19 protein-coding genes are annotated in these 24,764 nt (G+C 67.8%); 9 read left to right on the top strand and 10 right to left on the bottom strand.

Translation table 11 applies throughout. The features are described 5' to 3' along the window. Positions 1-441: 441 nt before the first annotated feature. Entirely contained in the window at positions 442-3,906 is a 3,465-nt protein-coding gene (locus ACTOWK_RS06345; RefSeq protein ID WP_441329334.1) for an amidohydrolase family protein, read from the top strand. Between the two features lie 138 nt (positions 3,907-4,044). Here the strand turns inward: ACTOWK_RS06345 and ACTOWK_RS06350 are convergent, their stop codons facing one another. Both ACTOWK_RS06350 and ACTOWK_RS06355 read right to left on the bottom strand, forming a co-directional pair. Then, positions 4,045-4,911 (bottom strand): class I SAM-dependent methyltransferase, encoded by an 867-nt coding sequence (locus tag ACTOWK_RS06350; RefSeq protein WP_441329335.1) that lies wholly within the window; start codon positions 4,909-4,911, stop codon positions 4,045-4,047. After that, the gene (locus ACTOWK_RS06355) at positions 4,908-6,329 is read right to left on the bottom strand and encodes an FAD-binding oxidoreductase (RefSeq protein ID WP_441329336.1); all 1,422 of its coding nucleotides are present in this window, start codon (positions 6,327-6,329) and stop codon (positions 4,908-4,910) included. The genes ACTOWK_RS06350 and ACTOWK_RS06355 overlap by 4 nt, the downstream gene beginning before the upstream one ends. Before the next feature lie 119 nt (positions 6,330-6,448). Between ACTOWK_RS06355 and ACTOWK_RS06360 the strand changes: the two genes are divergently transcribed. Continuing rightward, positions 6,449-7,249 (top strand): helix-turn-helix domain-containing protein, encoded by an 801-nt coding sequence (locus ACTOWK_RS06360; RefSeq protein WP_441329337.1) that lies wholly within the window; start codon positions 6,449-6,451, stop codon positions 7,247-7,249. A gap of 87 nt (positions 7,250-7,336) precedes the next feature. Further along, positions 7,337-7,681: a hypothetical protein gene (locus ACTOWK_RS06365; protein WP_441329338.1), complete on the top strand. Its 345-nt coding sequence runs from the start codon at positions 7,337-7,339 to the stop codon at positions 7,679-7,681. A 60-nt stretch (positions 7,682-7,741) separates the two neighbouring features. Here ACTOWK_RS06365 and fghA read toward each other — a convergent pair whose 3' ends face one another. From fghA to ACTOWK_RS06400, 7 genes are all read right to left on the bottom strand, one after another. Further along, positions 7,742-8,572, bottom strand: a complete 831-nt coding sequence (gene fghA, locus ACTOWK_RS06370; RefSeq protein ID WP_441329358.1) for an S-formylglutathione hydrolase — start codon at positions 8,570-8,572, stop codon at positions 7,742-7,744. Between the two features lie 129 nt (positions 8,573-8,701). Next, positions 8,702-9,010, bottom strand: a complete 309-nt coding sequence (locus ACTOWK_RS06375) for a hypothetical protein (RefSeq protein ID WP_441329339.1) — start codon at positions 9,008-9,010, stop codon at positions 8,702-8,704. Between the two features lie 8 nt (positions 9,011-9,018). Continuing rightward, entirely contained in the window at positions 9,019-10,128 is a 1,110-nt protein-coding gene (locus ACTOWK_RS06380) for an S-(hydroxymethyl)glutathione dehydrogenase/class III alcohol dehydrogenase (RefSeq protein ID WP_441329340.1), read from the bottom strand. An 87-nt stretch (positions 10,129-10,215) separates the two neighbouring features. Then, positions 10,216-10,491, bottom strand: coding sequence for a formaldehyde-responsive transcriptional repressor FrmR (gene frmR / locus ACTOWK_RS06385; protein WP_057919318.1), 276 nt, complete (start codon positions 10,489-10,491; stop codon positions 10,216-10,218). 804 nt (positions 10,492-11,295) lie between these two features. Continuing rightward, positions 11,296-14,043, bottom strand: coding sequence for a phosphoenolpyruvate carboxylase (gene ppc / locus ACTOWK_RS06390; protein ID WP_441329341.1), 2,748 nt, complete (start codon positions 14,041-14,043; stop codon positions 11,296-11,298). A 294-nt stretch (positions 14,044-14,337) separates the two neighbouring features. Beyond that, positions 14,338-15,093, bottom strand: a complete 756-nt coding sequence (locus ACTOWK_RS06395) for a tetratricopeptide repeat protein (protein WP_441329342.1) — start codon at positions 15,091-15,093, stop codon at positions 14,338-14,340. Positions 15,094-15,211: 118 nt separating this feature from the next. Then, positions 15,212-16,147: a LysR family transcriptional regulator gene (locus ACTOWK_RS06400; protein WP_441329343.1), complete on the bottom strand. Its 936-nt coding sequence runs from the start codon at positions 16,145-16,147 to the stop codon at positions 15,212-15,214. Positions 16,148-16,213: 66 nt separating this feature from the next. Here ACTOWK_RS06400 and ACTOWK_RS06405 point away from each other — a divergent pair, with 66 nt between their 5' ends. Continuing rightward, the gene (locus tag ACTOWK_RS06405; protein WP_441329344.1) at positions 16,214-17,158 is read left to right on the top strand and encodes a DMT family transporter; all 945 of its coding nucleotides are present in this window, start codon (positions 16,214-16,216) and stop codon (positions 17,156-17,158) included. A gap of 167 nt (positions 17,159-17,325) precedes the next feature. After that, positions 17,326-17,838, top strand: a complete 513-nt coding sequence (locus tag ACTOWK_RS06410) for a hypothetical protein (RefSeq protein WP_441329345.1) — start codon at positions 17,326-17,328, stop codon at positions 17,836-17,838. 351 nt (positions 17,839-18,189) lie between these two features. Here ACTOWK_RS06410 and ACTOWK_RS06415 read toward each other — a convergent pair whose 3' ends face one another. After that, positions 18,190-19,569 carry a glutamate--cysteine ligase gene (locus tag ACTOWK_RS06415; RefSeq protein ID WP_441329346.1) on the bottom strand — a complete coding sequence of 460 codons (1,380 nt, stop codon included), beginning with the start codon at positions 19,567-19,569 and terminating at the stop codon, positions 18,190-18,192. Positions 19,570-19,881: 312 nt separating this feature from the next. Between ACTOWK_RS06415 and ACTOWK_RS06420 the strand changes: the two genes are divergently transcribed. The 4 genes from ACTOWK_RS06420 (at position 19,882) to ACTOWK_RS06435 (ending at position 24,299) form a co-directional block, all read left to right on the top strand. Beyond that, positions 19,882-21,486 carry a peptide ABC transporter substrate-binding protein gene (locus ACTOWK_RS06420; protein ID WP_441329347.1) on the top strand — a complete coding sequence of 535 codons (1,605 nt, stop codon included), beginning with the start codon at positions 19,882-19,884 and terminating at the stop codon, positions 21,484-21,486. A 17-nt stretch (positions 21,487-21,503) separates the two neighbouring features. Further along, positions 21,504-22,211, top strand: a complete 708-nt coding sequence (locus ACTOWK_RS06425) for a VIT1/CCC1 transporter family protein (protein ID WP_441329348.1) — start codon at positions 21,504-21,506, stop codon at positions 22,209-22,211. Then, on the top strand, positions 22,211-23,155 hold the full coding sequence (locus ACTOWK_RS06430; RefSeq protein WP_441329349.1) for an ABC transporter permease subunit: 945 nt from the start codon (positions 22,211-22,213) through the stop codon (positions 23,153-23,155). Before ACTOWK_RS06425 ends, ACTOWK_RS06430 begins: the two co-directional genes overlap by 1 nt. Before the next feature lie 112 nt (positions 23,156-23,267). Beyond that, positions 23,268-24,299: a LacI family DNA-binding transcriptional regulator gene (locus ACTOWK_RS06435; protein ID WP_441329350.1), complete on the top strand. Its 1,032-nt coding sequence runs from the start codon at positions 23,268-23,270 to the stop codon at positions 24,297-24,299. Positions 24,300-24,764 lie beyond the last annotated feature (465 nt).

Below are 24,764 nucleotides of genomic sequence, written 5' to 3' on the forward strand. Positions count from 1 at the left end.
GCGGCGGCGCCAAGAGCAAATCTCCCCCAACCCCTCTTTTCCAAAGAGGGGAGTGGATTCGTTTTGTCGGGAAGATCGCCTCGTGTTCGGGGCTTTGGAACTTACGGACCGTTGCTATCGCTTCAAAGGCAGCAGTGCCGGCAAGAGATCCACAACTTCCACCACGAGCCGGCGTCGAAAGCGATTCCGCTCTGCCTGCCGCCAGCATCCCTTGTTCGTCGAGCGGCACAGCTCGGAGGAAATTCATCCTCCCTGAGCCGACGCAAGCGCTCCCCTCTTTGACAAAGAGGGGTTGGGGAGATTTGCTTTGCTCGCGCGACACGGCGATGTCCGCGCGCTCGCATCCTCGCCAAACCCCGCCGAGCACGACTTCTAGCCCAGGCCGAGGGGCATCGGTGCGGGTTAGGCTCGACCCATCGTCAGCCCCAGGTAACCGCTTCGATGCCCAGTCACCGTCTGCTTGTTCTTGCGCTCGCCAGCGCGCTCGCCGTTCCCGCCTACGCTCAGAACCCGCCGCAACCCGCACCGCAGGACAAGAAACAAGGCGAGAAACAAGGCGATGCGCCCGCCGCCCAGTTGGAACAGGATGCGCTGAAACCGGCCGGCACCGACCCGGCGCGCGCTTCGGCGCAGACCGCCAAGGGCGTCAGCAAGCCCGGCGACAAGGACGAGAAGAAGTGGGACGTCTCCGCGCCGCACGGCCAGACCAAGACGGTGCGCTTCGACACCGACGAAGGCACCTGGATGGACCTGGACGTGTCGCCCGACGGCCGCGAGATCGCCTTCTCGCTGCTCGGCGATCTGTACCGCCTGCCGATCGGCGGCGGCGAGGCCAAGCGCATCACCAGCGGCCCGGCCTGGGACGTGCAGCCGCGCTGGTCGCCCGACGGCCGCGAACTCGCTTTCACCTCCGACCGCGGCGGCGGCAACAACCTGTGGCGGATCAAGGCCGACGGCAGCAACGCGGTCGCGGTGACCAAGGAAGACTTCCGCCTGCTCAACAACCCGGCGTGGACGCCGGACGGCCAGTTCCTGATCGGACGCAAGCATTTCACCGGCGAGCGTTCGCTAGGCGCCGGCGAGCTGTGGATCTATCACGCCGCAGGCGGCGGTGGCGGCCTGCAGCTGACCAAGCAGAAGAACGATCAGCAGGACCTCGGCGAACCGGCGCTGTCGCCGGACGGCCGCTACGTCTATTACTCCGAAGACGTCAGCGCCGGCCCGGCCTTCCAGTACAACAAGAACGTCCATGACACCGTCTACGCGATCAAGCGCTTCGACCGCGAGACCGGCAAGAGCGAAACCGTGATCGGCACACCCGGCGGCGCGGTGCGCCCGCAGCCTTCGCCGGACGGCAAGTCGCTGGCCTTCGTCAAACGCATCCGCGACAAGTCGGTGCTGCACGTGCTCGACCTGGCCAGCGGCGAGACCCGCCCGGTCTGGGACGGGCTGTCGCACGACATGCAGGAGGCCTGGGCGATCTTCGGGCCGTACGCGAATTTCTCCTGGACCCCGGATTCCAAGTCGGTGGTGATCTGGGCGCAGGGCAAGCTGTGGCGCGTGACCATCGCCAGCGGCAAACCCGAACCGATCGCGTTCAAGGCTTCGGTCGAACAGACCGTGGCCGAGCCGCTGCGCTTCGAGCAGAAGCTCGATGAAGGCCGCTTCGCGCCGAAGATGATCCGCGACGTCGCCACCAGCGCCGACGGCAAGACCCTGATCTTCCACGCCGTCGGCCATTTGTGGCGCAAGCGCCTGCCCGACGGCAAGCCCGAACGCCTGACCGGCAACGACAACCTCTACGAATACCAGCCCAGCTTCAGCGCCGACGGCGGCAAGCTGCTGTACACGACCTGGTCGGACGAAGCGCTCAGCGCGATCTACGTCGCCAGCGCCGGCGGTGGCGGCGGCAAGCGCCTGACCCAGGACAAGGGCTTCTACTACGGCCCGCGCTTCTCGCCCGACGGCAAGCGCATCGTCTACGCCAAGGCCGGCGGCGGCGGTCTCACCGGCAGCCTGTGGTCGGCCGATCGCGGCATCTACGTGATGTCGGCCGACGGCGGCAAGCCGACCCGCGTCGCCGACAGCGGCGAAGCGCCGCAGTTCAGCGCCGACGGCAGCCGCGTGTATTACCTCACCGGCGGCGGCCTGAAGAAAAAGTTGATGTCGGTCGGCCTGCATGGCGAAGAGCCGCGCGAGGTCTACAACCTCAAGTACGTCGACTCGGTCAGTATCAGCCCGGACGGCAAGTGGGTGGCGTTCACCGAGTTGTTCAACGCCTATGTCGCGCCGCTGATGACCACCGGCAGCTCGGTCGAACTGAGCAAGGACAGCAAGGCGATGCCGGTGACGCCGGTCAGCGCCGACGTCGGCAGCTATCTGCACTGGGCCGCCAACTCGAAGTCGCTGCACTGGATGGTCGGCGACCGCTACTACTCGCGCCCGCTCAACCAGGCCTTCGCGTTCCTGCCGGGCGCGCCGGCGACGCCGGCGAAACCGTCCGCCGACGAACCCGGCGTGCGGGTCGGGCTCGACCTGCCGGTGTACGCGCCGCGCGACACCGTCGCCTTCACCCACGCACGGGTGGTGACGATGCGCAACGCAGAGACTGCGCAGGAAGTGATCGAGGACGCCACCGTGGTGGTGCGCGGCGACAAGATCGAAGCGGTCGGCGCCAGCGGCTCGGTCGCGGTGCCGGCCGGCGCCCGCGTCATCGACGCCACCGGCAAGACCATCCTGCCGGGCTACGTCGACGTGCATGCGCACGCCGCGCATTTCGGCCAAGGAGTAGTCCCGCAGCAGAACTGGGCCTACTACACCAACCTCGCGTTCGGCATCACCACCATGCACGACCCCTCGGCGACCACCGAGTTCGTGTTCTCCGAAGCCGAACTGCTCAAGGCCGGCAAGATGGTCGGCCCGCGCGTGTTCTCGACCGGCACGATCCTGTACGGCGCCGACGGCGACTTCAAGGCAGTGATCAACTCGATCGATGATGCGCGCAGCCACCTGCGCCGGATGAAGGCCAACGGCGCGTTCTCGGTCAAGAGCTACAACCAGCCGCGCCGCGAACAGCACCAGCAGATCAACCAGGCCGCGCGCGAACTCGGCATGCTGGTGGTCGAGGAAGGCGGCTCGACCTTCAACCACAATATGCCGATGATCCTCGACGGCGTTACCGGCATCGAGCACAACATCCCGGTCGCGCCGCTGTACAAGGACGTGGTCGAGCTGTGGCGGCAGACCGACGTGCGCAACACCCCGACCCTGGTGGTGAGCTACGGCGGCCTGTCCGGCGAGTACTGGTGGTATGCGCGCGACAACGTCTGGGAAGACAAGAAGCTCAACCGCTTCTTCCCGCGCGAAACCCTCGACGCACGCTCGATCCGTCGCGAGACCGCGCCGGACTGGGATTACTGGCACGTGCAGGTCGCCAAGTCGGTCAAGAAGCTGCGCGACGCCGGCGTCAAGATCCAGGTCGGCGGCCACGGCCAGTTGCAGGGGCTGTCGGCGAACTGGGAGATCTGGATGCTGCCGCAGGGCGGTTTCAGCAACTTCGAGGCGCTGCGCGCGGCCACCATCGACGGTGCCGATTATCTCGGCCTGTCCAAGCAACTCGGTTCGCTCGAAGCCGGCAAGAAGGCCGACCTGGTGGTGCTCAACAGCAATCCGCTGGAGAACATCCGCTCGACCATCGACACCCGCTACGTGATGGTCGACGGGCGCTTGTTCGACGTCGACGCCGACATGGCCGAACTCGGCAATCTGGGCGAGAAGGCGCCGAACTTCTATTGGCAGCGCCATCGCGACGGCCAGACCTTCGGTATCGAGTTCGGCCCGACCTCGGTCTGCCATTGCCCGAAGGGCCATGGCCCGCACGAAGCGCACGGCCACGACGAAGACTGAGACGGGGAAGACTGAGACGGGCTGGCGGCGACACCGCCGCCGCGCGTACTTAGTCGGGATTAGCGCGGTGGCGATGCTGCCGCGCGCACTTAGTCGGATTAGCGCGGCAGCCTTGCTGCCGCGGGCACTTAGTCGAAATCAGCGCGGCGGCGATGCCGCCGCGCACTCGGCCAGGAACAGCCATTCGCCGGGGCTCGGGTCGGGATCGTCCGGGTCGCCCGGCTCGGCCAGCGCACGCAGGCTCCAGCCGCACACTGCCAGCCATGCGCCGATCGCCTCGCGCTCGCAGCCCCAGCGGAACGGCTCGCCGCGCCGTTGCAGCCAGCCGCGCACCCACGGCCGTTCGCGCCGGAACCGCGGCCGCCCGTGCCAGAGATCCATCGCCGTGGCGATCAGGGTCGGATGCGTTAGACACTGCGCCATTGCGCGCAACAGCTGCTGCGCGCGCGCCGACGGCAAGTACATCAGCACGCCCTCGGCCACGCACACAGTCGGCAAGCCGGAGTCGAAACCGGGATCTGCCACCAGCGCGCTCAACGCATCGTCGCGCTCCAGATCGGCCTCCAGCAACCGCAAGCGCGAAGTGTCCGCCCGCAATTGCCGCAACGCCTCGCGTTTGATCGCCACGGTATCGGCACGGTCGAGTTCGAACACCCGCAATGCCGGATGCCGCTGCGCCAGGCTCCACCCCAGGCCGTCGTAGCCGGTGCCGATCAACACCGCCTGCGCCGCGCCGTTCGCGCAAGCGCGATCGGCCCAGTGCGCGATGCGCCGCTTGCGCCAGGCGTAGTGCCCGCGCAGGCCCGGCAGGGCCAGCGCTTCCAGCACGCTCAGGCCGGCGCGTCCGAGCACGTGATCGACCAGCCGCAGCAGACCGCGGCCGCCGGCACCGCAGCGCTCCAGGCAGGCGCGGGCGAGCTGCGCCTGCTGCGCCAGTTCGACTCGTCCGTAACCGTGCTGCACCGTCGCGGCGGCGACCAGCATCGCGGTGGACACGCCACTCATGTGCCGGCCCGTGCGAACAGCGCTTCGTGGTGGCGGAACCAGTCGCTGTCCCAACGCCGCTCCGGATCCAGCTCGCGCTTGCGCTGGAGGAAGGCGCGGAATTGCGGGTACGCCGCCTCGACCTGATCGCGCGTGGCATGGCGATGGTAGGTCAGGTAGTAACTGCCGCCGCAGGCCAGCGCCTCGTCGATCAAGGCGCGGAACGCGACCGCGGCGGCGACGCGTCCGACCGCATCGTGGCGCACGTGCAGATTGAACACGATGCAGGCCCAGTCCTCGCGCGCCCAGGCCAACACGCTGCTGCGCTCCGCGCGCACCAGCCGCACGGTGCCGTAGATCGGCTGTGCGCGATGGCGGCGCAGGGCGTCGGCCGCCGCGGCCATGAACTCGGCCAGGCATGCGCGCGGCACGTACAACTCGGTGATCATCTCCGAGCCGCAATGCCCCAGCTCCGCGTCGACGCCGGCGTGGTAGCCGTCGAGGTAGACGCCGGCTTGCTGGCTGTCGGAGCCATAGCGCTGACCGTCGGTGGCCAGGTAGAAGGCCGCGTACTCGGCGAAGGCACGGCCCGGTTCGGTGTGCGCCAGACGCAGTAAATGGGCGAAGTCTTCGCCGCCGAGATGGCGCGGCGCGGAGTCGGGCTCGGCGTCGGCGAGCGGCCGATAGCAGGAGGCGATGCCCAGGTCGAGGAAGTCGTCGCTGGCTGGGTCGATCGCGAACTGGAAATCGCCGTAAGTGCAGCCCTCGGCGATCGCCGCCTGCAAATGCGGCATCAACTCGCCCACCCGCAACAGCGCGACCTCGCGCCGCAGCACCGTGCGCGGCACCAGCCGCAAGGTCAGCCGCGCGACCAGGCCGAACAGGCCATACCCGCCGGCGGCGAGGGCGAACCATTCGGCGTTGCGCTCGCGGTCGGCGATGCGCGCATCGCCGCGGTGGTCGATCAGCACGATGGATTCGACGTCTTCGACGAAGGGCGCGAACGCCAGGCCGCGGCCGTGGATGTTCGACGCGAACGCGCCGCCCAGGCTGAAGCCGTCGGCGCCGGTCTGCTTCTGGCGGATGGTCCAGCCGCGGGCGTTGTGCGGATGCCGCGCCAGCCATTCCAGCAACGCCGGCCACTGCACGCCGGCTTCGACCGTGACCAAGCCGCGCTCGGGATCGAACTCGACGAGGCGGTCCAGGCCCGAGGTGTCCAACAACCAGCCGCCGGACAGGAACTGCTGGCCGCCCATGGCATGGCGCGCGCCCACGGCGATGGTCGAACGGCCCAGGCGCGCGCAGTCGCGCACCGCCGCACAGGCCTGGTCCAGGCTGCGCGGCCGCAGCAAACCGGCGACGGCGGTGCGGTTGAGGCCGGAATGGACGTCGTTAAGGTGCAGGGTCGGCGCGGACGGCGGTGCGATGGCGGTGGACATGACGGATACCGTTGACGAGGCCGTTGCACCTTCGCCGGCCGGTATCGAAACTCGCAACTCCGCTGAGTCAGGTATCGGATTATGATCCCTGGCATCCCGACTGCCCGCACCTTCCCGCCATGGCCGAACGCGAACGCCTCCTCGCTGCGCTCAAGACCGTGCTCAAGGAGCGCGGCTGGCGCTACGCCGACCTCGCCCGCGCGCTGGGTGTGTCGGAGCCCACGGTCAAACGCCTGCTGTCGAACGGGCGCATCGATCTCGAGCGGCTGGAGCGTATCTGCACCGTGCTGGACCTGGACTTCTTCGAGCTCGCGCGCCGCGCGCGCGGCGCGCGCGACGAGACCCGCCATCTGAGCCCGAAACAGGAAGCCGAACTGGCGCGGTCGCCGCGGCTGATGACCGTGTTCCACCTGCTCTGCCAAGGCTGGCGCACCGACGCGATCCGCGCCGGCTTCGGCCTGAGCGCGCCGGAACTCACCCGCCTGCTGGCGCGCCTGGACCGATTGGCGCTGGCGGAACTGCTGCCCGGCGACAAGGTGCGCCTGCGCGTACCGCGCGACTTCTCCTGGCGCGACGACGGTCCTGTGCGCGCGCGCTACCTGGGCGCAGCCAGCCGCGAGTTCCTGCTCGATGGATTCCAGTCGTCCGACGCCCTGCTCGCGTTGGACATTCGCGAACTGGGCGCGGCTTCGCTCGCGGTGTTGCGGCGCAAGCTGGAGCGCCTGCAAACGGAGTTCAAGGAAGCCGCGGAACTGGATCTCAGTCTGCCGCCGTCGAAGCGGCGCAGCGTCGGCCTGTTGCTGGCCACACGGCCTTGGGTCTATTCGCTGATCGAGACCCTGCGCAGCGAATACGCCGACGAACGCGATGCGCCGGTGCACGGACGGAGCGGACGACGGCCCGGCGGCGCGGCGCGTTGAGCGGACGCGGCCTGCCAAAACGCGCATTCACAAACCAACAATGTTCGCCGGCCTAGGCTAGCGGCAACTTCCGCACGAGACACCCCGATGGCCACCCGTTATTACATCACGCTGCCGGATGCCGAACGCGCTCGCGGCAGCGACGTCTCGCTGTCGTTCCGCGCGGTCAGCGCGGAAGGCTTCGCCGAAGAGTTGCAGACCGCTCTGCGCGACGACGGTCTGTTCGAACGTTGGCGGGCTAAGCAGCCGGAGCCGGACGAGGTCGACCCCAGCCTCGGCGCGACCGATGCCGATGCGAGCGTGCACGGCGAACAGCGCGACCTGCGCCAGGACCTGGTGGTCACCACGTCGCTGTCGGGCGCCGTCATCAAGCATCGCCTGCGCCTGCTCGCCGGCAGCGGCTGGGAACTGCGCGATGTGACCGCCGCCTGATCGCGACGGCCCCACGAGCGCCGTCGCGATACGCAACGGCGCCATCGCGGCAAGACCGGCTCAGCCGTGCAGGGCGCGCGCGTGGTGCGCGATGTGTTCGCCGATGTAGCTGGCGATGAAGTAATAGCTGTGGTCGTAGCCCGGGCGAATGCGCAGCTCGAGCGGATGCTCGGCGACTTCGCAGGCGACGCGCAGCAGCTCCGGTTTGAGCTGCGGCACCAGGAACTCGTCGGCGCCGCCCTGGTCGATCAACAGCGGCAGCTTCTCGCGTGCACCGGCCACCAGTGCGGTCGCGTCCCAGGCCTTCCAGGCTTCGCGGTCCTCGCCGAGATAGGCGCTGAACGCCTTCTCGCCCCAGGGCGAATGCGACGGCGCCGCAATCGGCGAGAACGCCGACACGCTGCGATAGCGGCCCGGGTTCTTCAGCGCGATCATCAAGGCGCCGTGCCCGCCCATCGAGTGGCCGCTGATCGCCCGCGCGCTGGTGGTCGGGAAATGCGCATCGACCAGCGCCGGCAACTCATCGACGACGTAATCGTACATGCGGAAGTTCGCCGCCCACTTCGGCCGCGTCGCATTGAGATAGAAGCCGGCGCCCTGGCCCAGGTCGTAGCCCTCGGCATCGGGTACGCCTTCGCCGCGCGGGCTGGTATCGGCCGCGACCAGGATCAGCCCGTGCTCGGCCGCGTACTGCTGCGCCCCGGCCTTGGTGATGAAGTTTTGCTCGGTGCAGGTCAGCCCCGACAGCCAGTACAGCACCGGACAGTCCTCCTGCTCGGCCTGCGGCGGCAGGTACACGCCGAAGCGCATCGGGCACCCCAGCGTGGTCGCAGTATGGCTCCAGACTTCCTGGCGTCCGCCGAAGCAGGCGTGCGATTCGATTTTTTCCATGACGCCCTCGGTGGTCTTGTTGGCCTTCATTGGCACCTGCGTACGCAGGTGCTGGCTCTGAGCGCTCCCTCTCCCGCTTGCGGGAGAGGGCTGGGGTGAGGGCCGCGACCTCATCGCCGCACCTCAACCTCAACGCAAGCGCGATCCGTTCGGATTGATTGCGCCCGCATCGGTGCGGTCGGGATAGTAAGCCTTCTTGTGCTCCAACCCATAAAACAGCAAGCCGTGCAGTCCGCTAATCTCGTGCTTGGCCACGCGCTGCTTCCAGAGCCGCTCGAATACCGCATCCAGCCTGTCCGGATCGCCTCGCGCCAACACTTCATCGATGAAAGCGACGTCCTGCCCATCGGGAAACAAGCATCGGAAATCTTCATCGTCGACCGCATATACGTCGTAGACGCAGTTATCGGCGCCGTCGATGACCTGGACGTGCTTCACCGACGCACTCAGTAGTGGATCACGGTCCGGATCGACTTGCCCTCATGCATCAGGTCGAAGGCTTCGTTGATGCGCTCCAGCGGCAGGGTGTGGGTGATGAAGGGGTCGAGATCGATCTCGCCCTTCATCGCCTGCTCGACCATGCCGGGCAGCTGGGTGCGGCCCTTGACGCCGCCGAAGGCGGAGCCGCGCCAGACCCGGCCGGTGACCAGTTGGAACGGACGCGTGCTGATCTCCTGACCGGCGCCGGCGACGCCGATGATGACCGACTCGCCCCAGCCCTTGTGGCAGCACTCCAACGCCGAACGCATCACGTTGACGTTGCCGATGCACTCGAAGCTGAAGTCGACGCCGCCATCGGTCATTTCGACCAACACGTCCTGGATCGGCCGATCGTAGTCCTTCGGATTGACGCAGTCGGTCGCGCCCATCGACTTGGCCAGCCCGAACTTGCCCGGATTGGTGTCGACGCCGATGATGCGCCCGGCCTTGGCCTGCACCGCGCCCTGGATCACCGCCAGGCCGATGCCGCCGAGGCCGAACACCGCGACCGTGTCGCCGGGCTGGACTTTGGCGGTGTTGTGGACCGCGCCGATGCCGGTGGTGACGCCGCAACCGAGCAGACAGACCTTCTCCAGCGGCGCCTCCGGGTTGACCACCGCGAGCGAGACTTCGGCGACCACCGTGTATTCGCTGAAGGTGCTGCAGCCCATGTAGTGATGGATCGGCTGGCCGTTGTAACTGAAGCGGCTGCTGCCGTCCGGCATCACCCCGCGGCCCTGGGTCGCACGCACCGCTTGGCACAGATTGGTCTTGCCCGACAGGCAGAACTTGCACTTGCGGCATTCCGCCGTGTACAGCGGGATCACGTGGTCGCCGGGCTTGACGCTGATCACGCCGTCGCCGACTTCCACCACTACGCCGCCGCCCTCGTGGCCGAGCACCGCCGGGAACAGACCTTCCGGGTCGTCGCCGCTGAGAGTAAAAGCATCGGTGTGGCAGACGCCGGTCGCGGTAATGCGCACCAGCACTTCGCCGGCGCGCGGCGGCTCGACGTCGATCTCGACGATCTGCAGGGGTTGTCCGGCGGCGAAGGCGACGGCGGCGCGGCTTTTCATGGCGTTCTCCAATGACGTCCCGGTGGCGGGAGGGGATGCGGTTCGCGGCGTCGCGATCGTGCGATGCGCCTGGATTCGATGGGAGTTCTATTTCAGGTACGAACGCACCAGCGCGGCGACTTCGTCGATGCTGGCGCTGCGGTTCTTCTGCGACGACACGGCTTGGCCGAGTTCTTCGCGGATATGGCTTTCCAGCACCTCCGACATCAGCCCGTTGATGGCGCCGCGGATCGCCGCGATCTGCTGCAGCACCGCCGCGCATTCGCTGCCCTGCTCCAGCGCGCGCTCCAGCGCCTCGGTCTGGCCCTTGATGCGGCGCACGCGGGCAAGGACGCGTTTTTTCTCGGCGGGCGAATGCGGCATGCGGCACCTCAGCGGCCACGGCTGGCCGGTTACCATACTGGGGGATAGTATCAGGGTCGATTGGATTTGGGGTTGCCGACTCGGTTGTGCAGCGGGGCTGTGGGATCGCAGGGCGGCCAGGGCAGGAGCGGCGCGAGCCGCGACCGCGTTGTCCGGTCTCGCTCTGCAGGCTTGGGGTCCCTGTAGGAGCGACGTGAGTCGCGACCGCTGGACGCGCAGAGGCAACAAGGCCGACACCAACCATCGGAGCGGCGCGCTTTCGCCGGGGGTAGGAGCGGCGCGAGCCGCGACATCGTTGTTGCGGTCTCGCTTCGGATCGACCAAGCAAGATCAGGATCAGGATCAAACGCTAAAAGCTTCCGCCACTAAAGCGGCGGGTTACTTTCTTTTGTCTAAAGCAACAAAAGAAAGGTAACCAAAGAAGTTGCTTTTCTTTGGATCACCAGCCCGCACGATCGGCGCCGACGCGGGGATTTTTCATACGGGACATCCCTGTCCCGATGAAAAACGGCCCGCATCCCTGCGCGCGCTGCGAACTCGCAGGGGAGCTTCGTCAAGGAAGGCCTTTCTTTGGTTAGCTTTCTTTTGGGCCAGCAAAAGAAAGTAACCCGGCCGCGTCAGCGGACGGAAGCTTTAGATGTTGCTTCATCGCTCTGCGGTAAGAAACGCAGCAACCGCCTGTAGCGCGGTCGCGGCTTGCGCCGCTCCTACCCTGGGAGCACGGCACTGCAGAATCCCGAATCCCGAATCCCGAATCCCGAATCCCGAGTCCCGAGTCCCGAGTCCCGAGTCCCGAGTCACCAATCACCCCGTATTCTGCACACCCGCCGCAATACCATTGACGGTAGCAACCAAAGCCTGCTGCAAGGCATCGTCAGGACGGCCGGCGGCGCGCCAGCGGGCCAGCAGGTCGACCTGCAACAGGCTGATCGGGTCGACATAAGGATTGCGCAGCCGGATCGACTGACGCAAGCGGTGGTCGCCGGTCAGCAACTCATCGCTGCCCTTGATCGCGAGTACCGCGCGCCGGGTGCGCTCGAACTCTTCGGCGATGCCGGGGTGGAAGCGCGCATGCAGGTCGCCTTCCGGCAAGTCCTGGGCCAGCATGGAATAGCGCTCGAAGATCGCCGGGTCGGACTTGGCCAACACCATTTCCAGGTCATCGATCAGGGTGCCGAAGAACATCCAGTCGCGCGACATCTCATTCAAGGCATCGCGGCCGTGACGCGCGAGAGCCTGCTCAAGCGCGGTGCCGACGCCGTACCAGGCGGTCAGCCCGGCGCGGTTCTGCGACCAGGCGAACACCCAGGGAATCGCGCGCAACGAACCGATGTCGCCGATGCCGGCGCGCTTGGCCGGGCGCGAACCGATGCGCAGCCGCTCGATCACGTCGATCGGCGTGGCGGCGCGGAAGTAGGCCGGGAACGACTCGTCCTCGTGCACCAGCGCGCGATAGTGAGCCCGCGCGTCGGCGGCGAGTTCGGCCGCCATCGCGCGCCAGCCGTCGCCGCGCGGTTCCGGCGGGCGCGGACGCAGGGTCGCGCGCAGCACCGCACCGGTGGTCTGTTCGAGGTTGCGCAAGGCGAGCGCGCGGATGCCGTACTTGCGATGGATCACTTCGCCCTGCTCGGTCAGGCGCAGATAGCCGTCGACCGAACCGCGCGGCGCGGCGATCACCGCGCGCTCGGTCTTGCCGCCGCCGCGGCTGATCGAACCGCCGCGGCCGTGGAAGAAGGCGATGCGCACACCGCTGTCGGCGGCCAGGGTGGTCAGCGCGCTCTGAGTGCGATGCAGGGCCCAGCGCGAGGCGACCATGCCGCCGTCTTTGGCGCTGTCGGAATAACCGAGCATCACCACCTGGCGGTTGCCGCGCGCGCGCAGATGGGCGCGATACATCGGATCGGCGAACAGCGCACGCAAAGTGTCGGCGGCGGCGTCGAGGTCGTCGACGGTTTCGAACAAGGGCGCGACATCGAGCGGCACGCGGCCGTCGCGGTCGAGGCAGCCGGCGGTCTTGGCCAGGGCCAACACCGCCAACGCATCCGCGGCGCTGCGGCTCATGCTGACGATGTAGGGGCCGAACGCGCGCTCGCCGTAGCGCGGGCGCAGGCGGGCGACGGCGCGGAACACATCGAGCGTGGGCTGGGCCGGAGCCGCTGCGGCGCGTGCCGGCGGTGCATCGCCGTCGAGCAAGGTATGCAAGCGCGCGGCGCGGGTCGCGACGTCGAGCGTCGCCCACTCCGGCAGGTCGAGCAAAGCCGCCAGCGCCGCATCGTGGGTGCCCGAATCCTGGCGCAGGTCGAGGCTGGCGAGATGGAAGCCGAAACACTCGGCGCGACGGCGCAGACGACGCACGGCGAAGCTGCCGGCGTGCGCGCCCTGGTTCGTCGCCAGGCTGCGTTCGATCAAGGCGATGTCGGCCAGGAAGGTCGTAGCATCCGGATAGCCGTGCACGCTTTCGTCGACCGTGGCCTGCAGACGCGCCGCCATCAGGCTGAGCAGGTTGCGATACGGCATGTCGGCGTGACGCGGCTTGAGCAGCACCGCCGCCTTCGGCAACTGGTAGCGATAGTCCTCGACCCGGGCCAGCACGGCATCGTCGATGCGCACGCGGGTAACCGACTGGCTCAGCAACTCGGCCAGGGTGCCCAGTTCGCGACGGTAGGCGTTGAGCACCAGCGCGCGCTGGCCGGCCAAGGTCGCAGCGATGGTGTCGGCGCCGACGTTGGGGTTGCCGTCCATGTCGCCGCCGACCCAGGTGCCGAAGCCGAGCACGTCCGGCAGCGGCGCGAACGGCCCATAGGTTTCGCGCAGCGCCTCCTCGAACATTTCGTAATAGACCGGCAGCACGCGATAGAGCACGTCGGACAGATAGAAACCGACGTGTTCGAACTCATCGGCGACGCTCGGCTTGGCCGCCGGCGCTTCGGCGGTCTGCCAACTCGCGGTCAGGGCGACGCGGATGCGCTCGCGGTCGGCGCGGCGTTCGGCCGGGGTGCGGCCGCGGTCGATGTCGTCGACCAGGCAACCGACGATCTGGCGTTCCTTCTCCAGCAAAGCGCGCCGCACCGCCTCGGTGGGATGTGCGGTGAACACCGGTTCGATGCGCAGACGCGGCAGCAACGCGGCGACTTCTTCGGCGCTGACGCCCTGGCGCGACAGCACGCCGAGCGCATCGCGCAAACCGCCCGGCTGCGCGCCGGCACCGCTGCGTTCATAGTCGCGGCGGCGGCGGATGCGGTGCACGCGTTCTGCCAGGTTCACCGCCTGGAAATAGGTCGCGAACGCACGCACCAGATCGCTGGCTTGCTCGATATCGGTATCGGCGAGTGCGTCGGCGAGCGCGCCGATCGGCGCTTGCGCTTCGCGGCGGCGGATGGCGGCGCGGCGCAGGCGTTCGACCTCGTCGAGGAAGCCCGGCCCGCGCTGTTCGGCGAGGATTTCGCCGACCAGGGCGCCCAACATTTTGACGTCGTCGCGCAGCAGCGCGTCGGTGGAAGCGAAGTCTACGGCGCGCAACGGTTCGTCGCTGGTATCGAGGAGGACATTCATCCGACAAGGCTACAACACCGGCGCGGCGACTGCGTTGCGGATCGGCCGGGTGTGCCGCGCGCACCTTCGACCATCGCTGCGCTCGCGCCGCCGATGCGAAACCGTCGCGACGAACGACGATGCCGCTTGCGCAAGCGGTTTTCGTGCGAACCCAGCACGTCTGCGCAGGCGCCGCCGCGACCGTCATCCCGGCTTTGGCTGCGCGCCGGTTCTAGCGATATGCGTATCGGTTCTAGCGGCAATCGATTACAAACGAAACGATTTCATCGGAAACAATTGCCGGCAAGGCAGGCCTCAGGGCGCCGAGGCTTGTTTCTCCAGCGCCTTGAGACGGTCCAGCGCCGGCTTGTTCATGCGCCGCGCGTAGGCCGGCAAGCGCTTCGCCCGCGTCTGCGCCTGCACGCACAGCTCGCGCACGCGGCCGAGTTCGCCCCAGCCGACCAGGGTTTCGGCATAGCGCACGTGCGGTTCGAAACCGCTGCTGTAACCGAGCAGAGTCTCGAACTCGTCACGGGCCTTGGCGCGGTCGCCCTGCGCGGCGATGGCACGCGCATAGATCAAATGCCCTTCCGGCGAACGGAAGTCGGGACGCCGCGCGATCAATTCGTCGAGCACGCTCTGCGCCTGCGCGGCGTCGCCGTTTTCGAGCAGCGCGTGGGCGAGCTTGACCTGGATGTCGGGGTCGTCGCGATGAATGCCGCTGAGCGAGGCGCGGTACAAGGGCACGGCATCGGCGGGACGCTGCTTACTCAACAAGGCATCGGCCAGGCGCACGCGGTTGTCGGTGGTGGCCGCAGTCTCGAAGGCGTCCTGCGCTTCGCGCAACTCGCGGTCCGGATCGAGCAGGCGACGCACGTTGCCGACCAGGGCGCGGCCATGCTGGCTGTGGCGCTGCTCCGGCAGCCAGATCGCGAAACCGTAGACCACGCTGCCGAGCAGCGGAAACATGAAGAGGATCATCAGCCAATAACGGTCCTGTCCGCTGCGCACCACGTGCACGGCGAAACACAGCGCGACGATGACGTGCAGCCCCAACCCCAGATATGGCATGACGCGGTCCTTGCGAGCGATTCGGGCGTAGTGTGGTGATTCGGCGGACGCCGCGCCAGAGGGGCGCCGCCTTCGCCAGTGTGCTTCGACCGCCGCCATTCGCCGCGGCTTCGACGCGCTAGGCCGTCGCGCGCTCGGCATCGTCATCGGCGCGCAACAAACCGGCCAGCCAATCGCGCAGATGCCCCAGGCGCGCACTGCCCTGCGCTTCCGGCAACCAGGCCAGATAGACGCGTTTGACCGGCGCCGCCTGCGGCAGCGGCAAGGGCAGCAGCTCGCCGCTGGCCAGGCGCTCGGCGATCAAGCGTGGATACATCAGGGCGATGCCCTGCCCGGCCAGCACCGCGCTGAGCGCCGGCATCGGCGAAGACAGGCGCAGATGCGGCAGGGGCCAGGTCGCGGGGTCGTCGCCGAACCAGCTCGGCCAATCCTGGCGCCAACCCTCGCTGACGACATGCAGCAGGCGCGCGCCGGGCAGCGGGTCCTGCCACCAACGTTCGCGATCGAGCCGTGCATGCAGCTCGGGCGCCGCCACCGGCAGCATGGCCTGCTCGAACAACAACTCGCCTTGCAGGCCGTCGGCCTGCGGTTCGCGGTGCAGCAAGGCGGCATGGATGCGCCCCTGCGCCAGGTCCTGCGCGGTCGCCGGGCAGAACAACTGCAGGTCCAGCCCTGCGTAGACCGGAAACTCCTCGATGCGCGGCAACAGCAGGCTCACGCCGAGGCTGGTCGGCGCACCCAGGATCAACCGCCGCCCCTCGTCGCCGCGCATGCGCAAGCGGGCGGTGGCGGCCTCGATCTGCTCGAACCCGGCGATCAAGGCCTCGCCGTACTCACGTCCCAACGGCGTCGGCCGGGCGCGGCCGCCGCTACGGTCCAGCAGGCGCAAACCGAAGGCTTCCTCCAGGTGCTGGACGTGCTGGCTCAAAGCCGCATGGCTCAGGTGCATGCGCTCGGCGGCGCGGCGCATGCCGTCGTAACGGACCACGGCGGCGAAGGCCTGCAGGGCGCGCAGGGGCGGGAGACGCCGCGACGGCGGATCGGAAGTGGTCATGTTTACTTACCGCTGCTCTTGGATTTCTCGATTCATGCAGATCGAGAGGCCCTATAGATTTACCACATGACTGCCGCCCCCTTACCGCTCGCCGCCGTACCGGCTCCGACCCGTCCCTTGGTTCCGTCCCGTCCCTTGGCCTTGCGCGCCGGCCTCATGGCCAGCGCCTCGATCTGCCTGGCCCTGCTCGCTCTGCTCAGCCGCTACACCCGCGGCCTGCCGCCGGAACTGGTGACCTGGCTGCGCTTCATGATCCCGGGCCTGTGCCTGGTGGCGTTGGCGCGCCGCGACGACTGGCGTGCGGTCTGGTCCGGCGCCGACCGGCCGGGCTGGGTGCGGGCGGTGTGCGTGGTGATCTCGCAAGGCTGCTTCGTGCTCGCGGCGATGCGCGGGGACCTGCTGCACGCGGTGCTGCTGTACAACACCGGGCCCTTGTTCATCCCACTGATCGCACGCGTCTGGCTGGGGGAACGCCTGCGCCCGGCGGCGCTGTGCGGCCTGGCGATCGGTTTCGCCGGCGTGCTGGTGGTCCTGCAGCCCGCGTTGCGCGGATTGGAGAGCACCGCCCTGATCTCGCTGTTCGGCGGCTTCGCCATGGCCGCCTCGCAGGTGCTGTTCTACCGCAGCGCCCAACACCAGCCCCCGTTCCGCAACCAGTTCAAGCTGTATATGCAGGCCTCCCTGGTCGGCCTGCCCCTGGCCGCCCTGGGCCTGAGCCGCCTGCCGCCGCAACCGCTCGCGGCCGAATCGACCACGGTGCTGATCCTGGCCTTGCTCGGCATGTCGCTGTGCAGCCTGGGCAGCCAATCCCTGCGCGACCTCGCTTACCGCGGCATGGACAACGCCTCCACCCTCGCCCCGCTGATGTACGTCGCCGTCCCGGTAAGCGCCGCCCTGGATTGGCTGCTGTTCGCCCATCCCGCACGGCCGTCGACCCTGGCTGGCGCGGGGTTGATCGTGATCGGCGCGATTGCGGCCCTGCGCAGCGGCGCGCGTGCGAAGCGGGGTTGAGGGGCGGTGCGAGATTGAGGCGATGCGGTGGCGGTTTGCGGCCAGATGCGCCGCGAGATCAAGGCGGTGCAGTCGCGGCTTATGACCGAAGGAAATCCCGTGGGACGCCACTCCTACAGAAGCCTTCGGCCCCTATCGCCGCGAAGCCGATGCGGCGCGGTCGCGGCTTGCGCCGCTCCTACCCAAAAGCGGCGACGACCGTTGCCGTTGCCGTTGCCGTTGCCGTTGCCGTTGCCGTTGCCGTTGCCGTTGCCGTTGCCGTTGCCGTTGCCGTTGCCGTTGCCGTTGCCGTTGCCGTTGCCAAGATTTTGATCTGCTTTGTCGCTTTGCCGGTCAAGTGGAGACCCGGAGGGCGCCGCACAGGACGTGCGGCGTTTTCCGATAAGACAAGGACGTCTTATCGGAAAATCCCGGCGCGGGCATCGCACTCGTGGCTTGTGCCCTTGCAAGGAGAGCCCTTTTCTTTGGTTACCTTTCTTTTGGGCTTAGCAAAAGAAAGTAACCCGGCCGCGTCAGCGGACGGAAGCTCAGCACTTGCTTATGGCTTTCATACAAACAAGATCAAACGCCAAAAGCTTCCGCCACTAAAGCGGCGGGTTACTTTCTTTTGTCTAAAGCAACAAAAGTCCCACAGGGAGTTCCTTCGGTCAAAGGTAACCAAAGAAGTTGCTTTGTTTTGAATCACAAGCCCGCACGAACGTTGCCGACGCAGGGATTTTTCATACGGGACATCCATGTCCCGATGAAAAACGGCGCGCATCCCTGCGCGCCGCCCTTCGGGTCTTCGATTGCCTTCGCGAGTGCTGGGCTGCGCACAGCAACGGCAAAAGCAACTACAACAGCAGAAACACCGCTAGCGCAGCAAGACCAAAGCAGCGCGGTCGCGACTTGCGTCGCTCCTACCCTGCGACAGTTCACGGCTTCGATCAATGACGACCGCGGCGCGATGCCTACCCATCCCTGGGTCGCGGCTCACGCCGCTCCTACAGGACTACCTCGCCGCGACCGAGGGTGCGCCCCGACCAGCGAACTCAGTACGCAAATTCCTTGAACACCGGGTCCACATTCCCACCCCACGCCCCATGGAACAACTCGAGCTTGCGCTCGGCCGGGCTCTTGCCCATCGCGACGAATTCCATCAGCGGTTCCAGGTAGATCGACTCGTCGGCACCGTTAGGGTTCAAACGCCCACGACGCTTCAGCCCGTGCGCGGAAATCTCCAGCGCACGACGCGACAGTTCGAGCACGTTGCTGTCGCGGAACGGCAGTTGGAAACCGTGCCGCGGCACGCCGTCGCGCAAGGCATGACGCTCGGCCGGGGTGAAGTCGAGCACGAGGTCCCAGGCCGCATCCAGCGCTTCGGCGTCGTACAGCAGGCCGACCCAGAACGCCGACAGGGCGCAGATGCGGTTCCACGGGCCGGAGTCGGCGCCGCGCATCTCCAGGTACTTCTTCAAACGCACTTCCGGAAACGCGGTCGTGGTGTGGTCGGCCCAATCCTTCAGGGTCGGGCGCTGGTTCGGATAGGCCGGCAACTTGGCGTCGAGGTAATCGCGGAACGACTGACCGCTGGCGTCGATGTACTCGCCGTCGCGGTAGACGAAGTACATCGGCACGTCGAGCAGATAGTCGACATAACGCTCGTAACCGAAGCCGTCCTCGAACACGAAATCGAGCAGGCCGGTGCGGTCGCGGTCGGTGTCGGTCCAGATGTGCGAGCGATAGGAGAGATAGCCGTTCGGCTTGCCCTCGGTGAACGGCGAGTCGGCGAACAACGCGGTCGCGATCGGCTGCAAGGCCAGCGAGACGCGGAACTTGCGCACCATGTCGGCCTCGTCGCGCACATCGAGGTTGACCTGCACGGTGCTGGTGCGGGTCATCATGTCCAGGCCGAGCGTACCGACCTTGGGCATGTACTCGCGCATGATCTTGTAACGGCCCTTCGGCATCCACGGCATTTCGTCGCGGCGCCACTTGGGCTGGAAGCCCATGCCGAGAAAGCCCAGGCCCATCGGTTCGGCGACCGTGCGCACTTCGCGCAGGTGGGTCGCGGCTTCGACGCAGGTGTCGTGCAGGGTCGCCAGCGGCGCGCCCGACAGTTCCAGCTGGCCGGCCGGCTCCAACGACACCGAGGCGTCGTCGCGGGTCAGGGCGATCACCCGGCCCTTCTCTTCGACCGGCGTCCAGCCGAACTGCACCAACCCCTTCAGCAAAGCCTCGATGCCGCGCTCGCCGTCGAAGGTCGGCGGGCGCAGGTCGTCGGTACGGAAGCCGAATTTCTCGTGCTCGGTGCCGATCTTCCAGTCCGAGTCCGGGCGCGCGCCCGACGCCAGATAATCGACGAGCATGGCGCGACCGCCGCCCTTGATATCGGGAATCTCAATATCTTTGACTTGGCTGGGACCGGACACATCCACCTCGCTGGCAAAACCTGCTGCAAGGCGGGATGCCCTGCTCGCGCATCTGGCGCGGAGGGCCGCCGGCCGTCGCGAAACGGTCCAGCGGCCACGGCCGGCGCCTCGCTGTACGAAGGCCGGCCGCTTGCAACATTGTCTGAATCAAGGTCTGGATATGCGGGACGTCGCCTACAATCGCAAGACCCCGGCAGTGTAGACCCAGCCTTGCACCGAACAACGTCCGCCTTGCAACGCTATGGTGCAGCCGTGTCGCTGGCCGATCTGCTAGGGACATCCCTGCTAGGGACGTCCCTGCGAGGGTCTCTTGTGCTGGCGACGCTTCTGGCCGGCGCGCTATGTGCGCCGGCGGCACCGGCCCAGCCGACGCCGTCGCAACTGGAACGCGGCAACGGTCCCGAACCGAGCACCCTGGACGCCCACCGCTGCCAGGAGATCGCCTGCGGCAACGTCCTGCGCGATCTGTACGAAGGCCTGGTGACCGAGGACACACGCGGCCGGCTGGTGCCGGGCATGGCCGAGCGCTGGTCGGTGTCGCCCGATGGCCGCAGTTGGACCTTCGTCCTGCGCGAAAACCTGCGCTGGAGCAACGGCGAGCGGATCGACGCCGGCCAGGTCGTCGCCAGTTTCCGCCGCGCGTTCGCGCCGGCGACCGCGGCGCCGTTCGGCGAGTTGTTCGATGCGCTCGACAACGCCCAGGCGGTGCAGGCCGGCAAGCTGCCGCCGGAGCGGCTCGGAGTGTCGGCGCCGGACCCGCGCAGCGTCCGCTTCCAACTCAATCGCAGCGCCTCGCTGCCGGCCTTGCTGACCCTGCCGATCGCGTTCCCGGTGTATCTGCCGGCGGTCGAACGGCATGGCGCACAGCACACCCGGCCCGGGCAGCTGGTCTCGAACGGCGCCTACCGGCTCGCCGCATGGACGCCGCAGGCGAATCTGCTGCTGGAAAAGAACCCGCGCTTCCACGACGCCGCCGCGGTCGCGATCGAGCGCGTGCGCTTCCAGGTCACCGAGGACGCCGCCGCCGAGCTGCAACGCTTCGCCGCCGGCGACCTGCACATCACCGAGGTGGTGCCGCCGCAGCCGCTGGCCTCGCTGCGCGCACGCTTCGGCTCGCAACTGCGCCTGTCGCCTTACCTCGGCGCGTTCTGGCTCGGCCTCAACGTCACCCGCCCTCCGTTCCGCAGCGACGCCTGCGCCCGCCACGACTGCGACGACCGCGCCTTGGCGCTGCGCCGCGCGCTGTCGATGGCGATCGACCGCGACAAGCTCACCCGCTACGTCACCGGCCTGGGCGAGACTCCGGCCTACGGCATCGTGCCACCGGGCATCGCCGGCTACACACCCGCGTCCACCTCCTGGGCGGCGCGGCCGCAAGCGCAGCGCGAGGCGCAGGCGCGCGCGCTGTATCGCCATGCCGGCTATTCCAGCGAGCAGCCGCTGGTGATCGAGCTGCGCTACAACACTTCGACGCCGCACCGTCGCCTCGCCCTTGCGGTCGCGGCGATGTGGCGGCAGACCCTCGGCGTGCAGGTGCGCCTGCGCAACGAGGAATGGAAAGTGTTCGTGCAGAACCGCAAGCAACGCACCATCACCCAGGTGTTCCGCGGCGGCTGGATCGGCGACCTCGCCGACGCGCGCAACTTCCTGGCCGCGTTCGGCAGCGACGGCCCCTTGAACTGGATGGGTTACGACAACCTCGCCTATCGCGAACGCCTGGCCAAGGCCGATGCGGCGAAGTCGGAAATCGCGCGCAACGCCTGGCTGCGCGCCGCCGAGCAGCGCCTGCTCAACGACGATGCGGCGATTCCACTGTATTTCTACAGCTCCAAGCATCTGGTGTCGCGACGCGTGCGCGGCTTCGAGTCGAACGCCCTGGACCGGCACGCGAGCCGCTGGCTGAGCCTGACGCCATGACCCCACGCGCCCCTTCCATGCAAGCGCGCCCGCGCACCAGGCATCCCGAAATGCACCGTTCCGAACGCGTCGGCTGGCTGCGCGCGGCGGTGCTCGGCGCGAACGACGGCATCGTTTCGGTCGCCGGACTGGTGGTCGGCGTGGCCGCCAGCGGCGCGACGCCCGCGACCATTCTCGCCAGCGGCATCGCCGGCACCGTCGCCGGGGCGATGTCGATGGCGGCAGGCGAGTACGTCTCGGTGCGCTCGCAAGCCGACACCGAGCGCGCCGATATCGCGGTGGAGCGGCGCGAACTGCGCGAAGACCCGGAGAGCGAGCTGGCCGAACTCGCGCATATCTACGTCCAGCGCGGGCTGACGCCCGAGCTGGCGCAGGAAGTCGCACGTCAATTGACCGCGCACGATGCGCTCGGCAGCCACGCCCGCGACGAACTCGGCATCACCGACACCTTGCGCGCGCGGCCGGTGCAGGCCGCGCTCGCCTCGGCCCTGGCCTTCGTCAGTGGCGCCGCCTTGCCGATCGCCGCGGTGCTGGCCGCGCCGGCCGGGCAGTTGGAGGCGGTCGCGATCCCGACCACTCTGGTGGCGCTGTCGATTTCCGGCGGCCTCGCGGCCTGGGCCGGCGGCGCGCCGCTCCTGCGCGGCGCGGCGAGGGTGGCGTTCTGGGGTGCGCTGGCGATGGCCGCGGCGACCTTCGTCGGCCGATTGTTCGACGTGACCGTCTGATGGCTACCGATATCAGCAGCCGCCATCGCGTCATCGCCCGGCTCGGCTCGCGTGTGCTGGAAGCGGTCATCACCTTGTGGCTGCTGGCGACGCTGTGTTTCGTGCTGCTGCGCGCCGCACCCGGCGGGCCGTTCGATACCGAAAAGGTCGCGCCACCGGAAGTGCAGGCCGCGCTCGACGCGCAGTACCGGCTCGACCAGTCGCTGCCGATGCAATACCTGGCCTGGCTCGGCGACGCGGCGCGCGGCGACCTCGGGCCGTCGTTCCAATACCCGGACTACACCGTCAATCAACTGATCGCCAACGCCTTGCCGGTGTCGGCGCTCAACGGCGGGCTGGCCTTGCTGCTGGCGCTGTTGCTCGGGGTGACCCTCGGCGTATGGGCAGCGTTGCGCGCGGGCGGCTGGACCGACCGCGCCCTGATGTTGCTGGCCGGGCTCGGCCTGGCGATACCGAAGTTCGTGGTCGCGCCGCTGCTGGTGCTGTTGTTCGCGGTGACCCTGCATTGGCTGCCGGCCGGCGGCTGGGGCGAATGGGACAACGTGGTGCTGCCGGTGATCGCCCTGGCCTTGCCCAACGTCGCCTACTGCGCGCGCCTGACCCGCGCCTCGATGCTCGACGTGCTGTCGGCCGACTACCTGCGCGCGGCGCGCGCACGCGGCCTGTCGGAAACACGCCTGCTGTTCGCGCACGCGCTGAAACCGGCGCTGCTGCCGGTGGTCGCCTGGCTGTCGCCGGCGCTGATCAACGTCGTCACCGGTTCGGCCGTGGTCGAGCAGGTCTTCGGCATCCCCGGCATGGGCCGCTACTTCGTCCAGGGCGCGCTCAACCGCGACTACACCCTGGTCCTGGGCGTGGTGCTGGTGATCGGCGCGCTGATCGTGGCGATCAACACCGTCGTCGATGCCTTGCGCGGCTGGATGGACCCGCGGCTGGAAGATTGAGGCCAGGACTCGGGACTCGGAACTCGAAGAGTCTAGCCCCCGCCGCGACCCCGCTTCTGCTCCAACCGAGTCCCGAGTCCCGAAACCCGAGTCCCGGCTTTACACTCCAACCATGCGCAAGAAGTCCAAGGCGACCTCGGTCGACATCGCCCACCTTGCCGGCGTTTCGCAGGCCACGGTCTCGCGCGTGCTCAGCGGCAGCCCGCTGGTCAACGCCGACACCCGCAAGCGGGTCGAAGCGGTGGTGCGCGAGCTCAACTACAAGGTCGACCGCCACGCCTCCAGCCTGCGCCGGCAGCGCTCGGGCACCCTGGCGATGCTGCTGTTCGAGGACCCGACCCCGGACGAGTCGCACATCAACCCGTTCTTCCTGTCGATGCTCGGCTCGATCACCCGCGCCTGCGCGCGCCACGGCCAGGACCTGCTGATCTCTTTCCAGCAACTGTCCGACGACTGGGCCGCCGATTACGAAGACAGCATGAAGGCCGACGGCCTGATCCTGCTCGGCTACGGCGACTACCTCGCCTACCAGGGCAAGCTGCAGAAGCTGGTCGAACAGGGCACGCGCTTCGTCCGTTGGGGCGCGGTGCTGCCCGACCAACCCGGGCTGTCGATCGGTTGTGAGAACGTCGGCGGCGGCCACCAGGCCGGTGCGCACCTGATCTCGCTGGGCCGGCGCCGGGTCGCGTTTCTCGGCGACGCCTCCAGTCACTATCCGGAATTCCTCGACCGTTTCCTCGGCTGCGAGCGCGCCCTCAACGAAGCCGGCCTGCCCCTGGACCGCGCCCTGCAGGTCGACGCCGAAAGCTCCGAAGACGCCGGCCACGACGCCGCGCGCGCACTGCTCGCCCGCGGCCTGCCGTTCGACGCCGTATTCGCCGCCAGCGACCTGATCGCCCTGGGCGCCATGCGCGCACTGACCGAACACGGCCTGCGCGTACCCGAAGACGTCTCCGTGATCGGCTTCGACGACATCCCGATGGCCCGCTTCGCCCACCCGCCGCTGACCACGATTTTCCAGGACACCAAGCAGGCCGGCGAACTGCTCGTCGACACCTTGATGAAACTCGTCCGCGACGAAGAAGCGCAGAGCATCCGGTTGCCGACGACCCTGGTGGTGCGCAAGTCCTGCGGGGCGGAGTGAGATCGGGCTCGCACGCGGTCAAGCTGCAAGCAAAAGCAAATCCCCCCTAGCCCCCCTTTTTCAAAGGGGGGAATGCTTCTGGCAGGAATATCGCGATTGCCGTTGCCGTTGCCGTTGCCGTTGCCGTTGCCGTTGCCGTTGCCGTTGCCGTTGCCGTAAAGATTTTGCTGTTGCTATTGCTGTGCGCGGCTTCGCATTAACGATGGCTAAAGAAGACCCGGAGGGCGGCGCGCAGGGATGCGCGCCGTTTTTCATCGGGACAGGGATGTCCCGTATGAAAAATCCCTGCGTCGGCATCGATCGTGCGGGCCTGTGATTCAAAACAAAGCATTTTTCTTGGGGCTGTCCTAGATAAGGATTCGATCTAGGATGCGAAATGGCGATAAGTCGTTGTCGGATAAGAAAAAAAGACCAACTTAGGCTGGTCGAGCTGTTCGTGGCCCAAGCGACAGCTCGTACCGCCGC

The sequence above is a fragment of the Lysobacter sp. CA196 genome, assembly GCF_052078695.1.
In the GTDB taxonomy this organism is placed as follows: Bacteria; Pseudomonadota; Gammaproteobacteria; order Xanthomonadales; family Xanthomonadaceae; genus Lysobacter.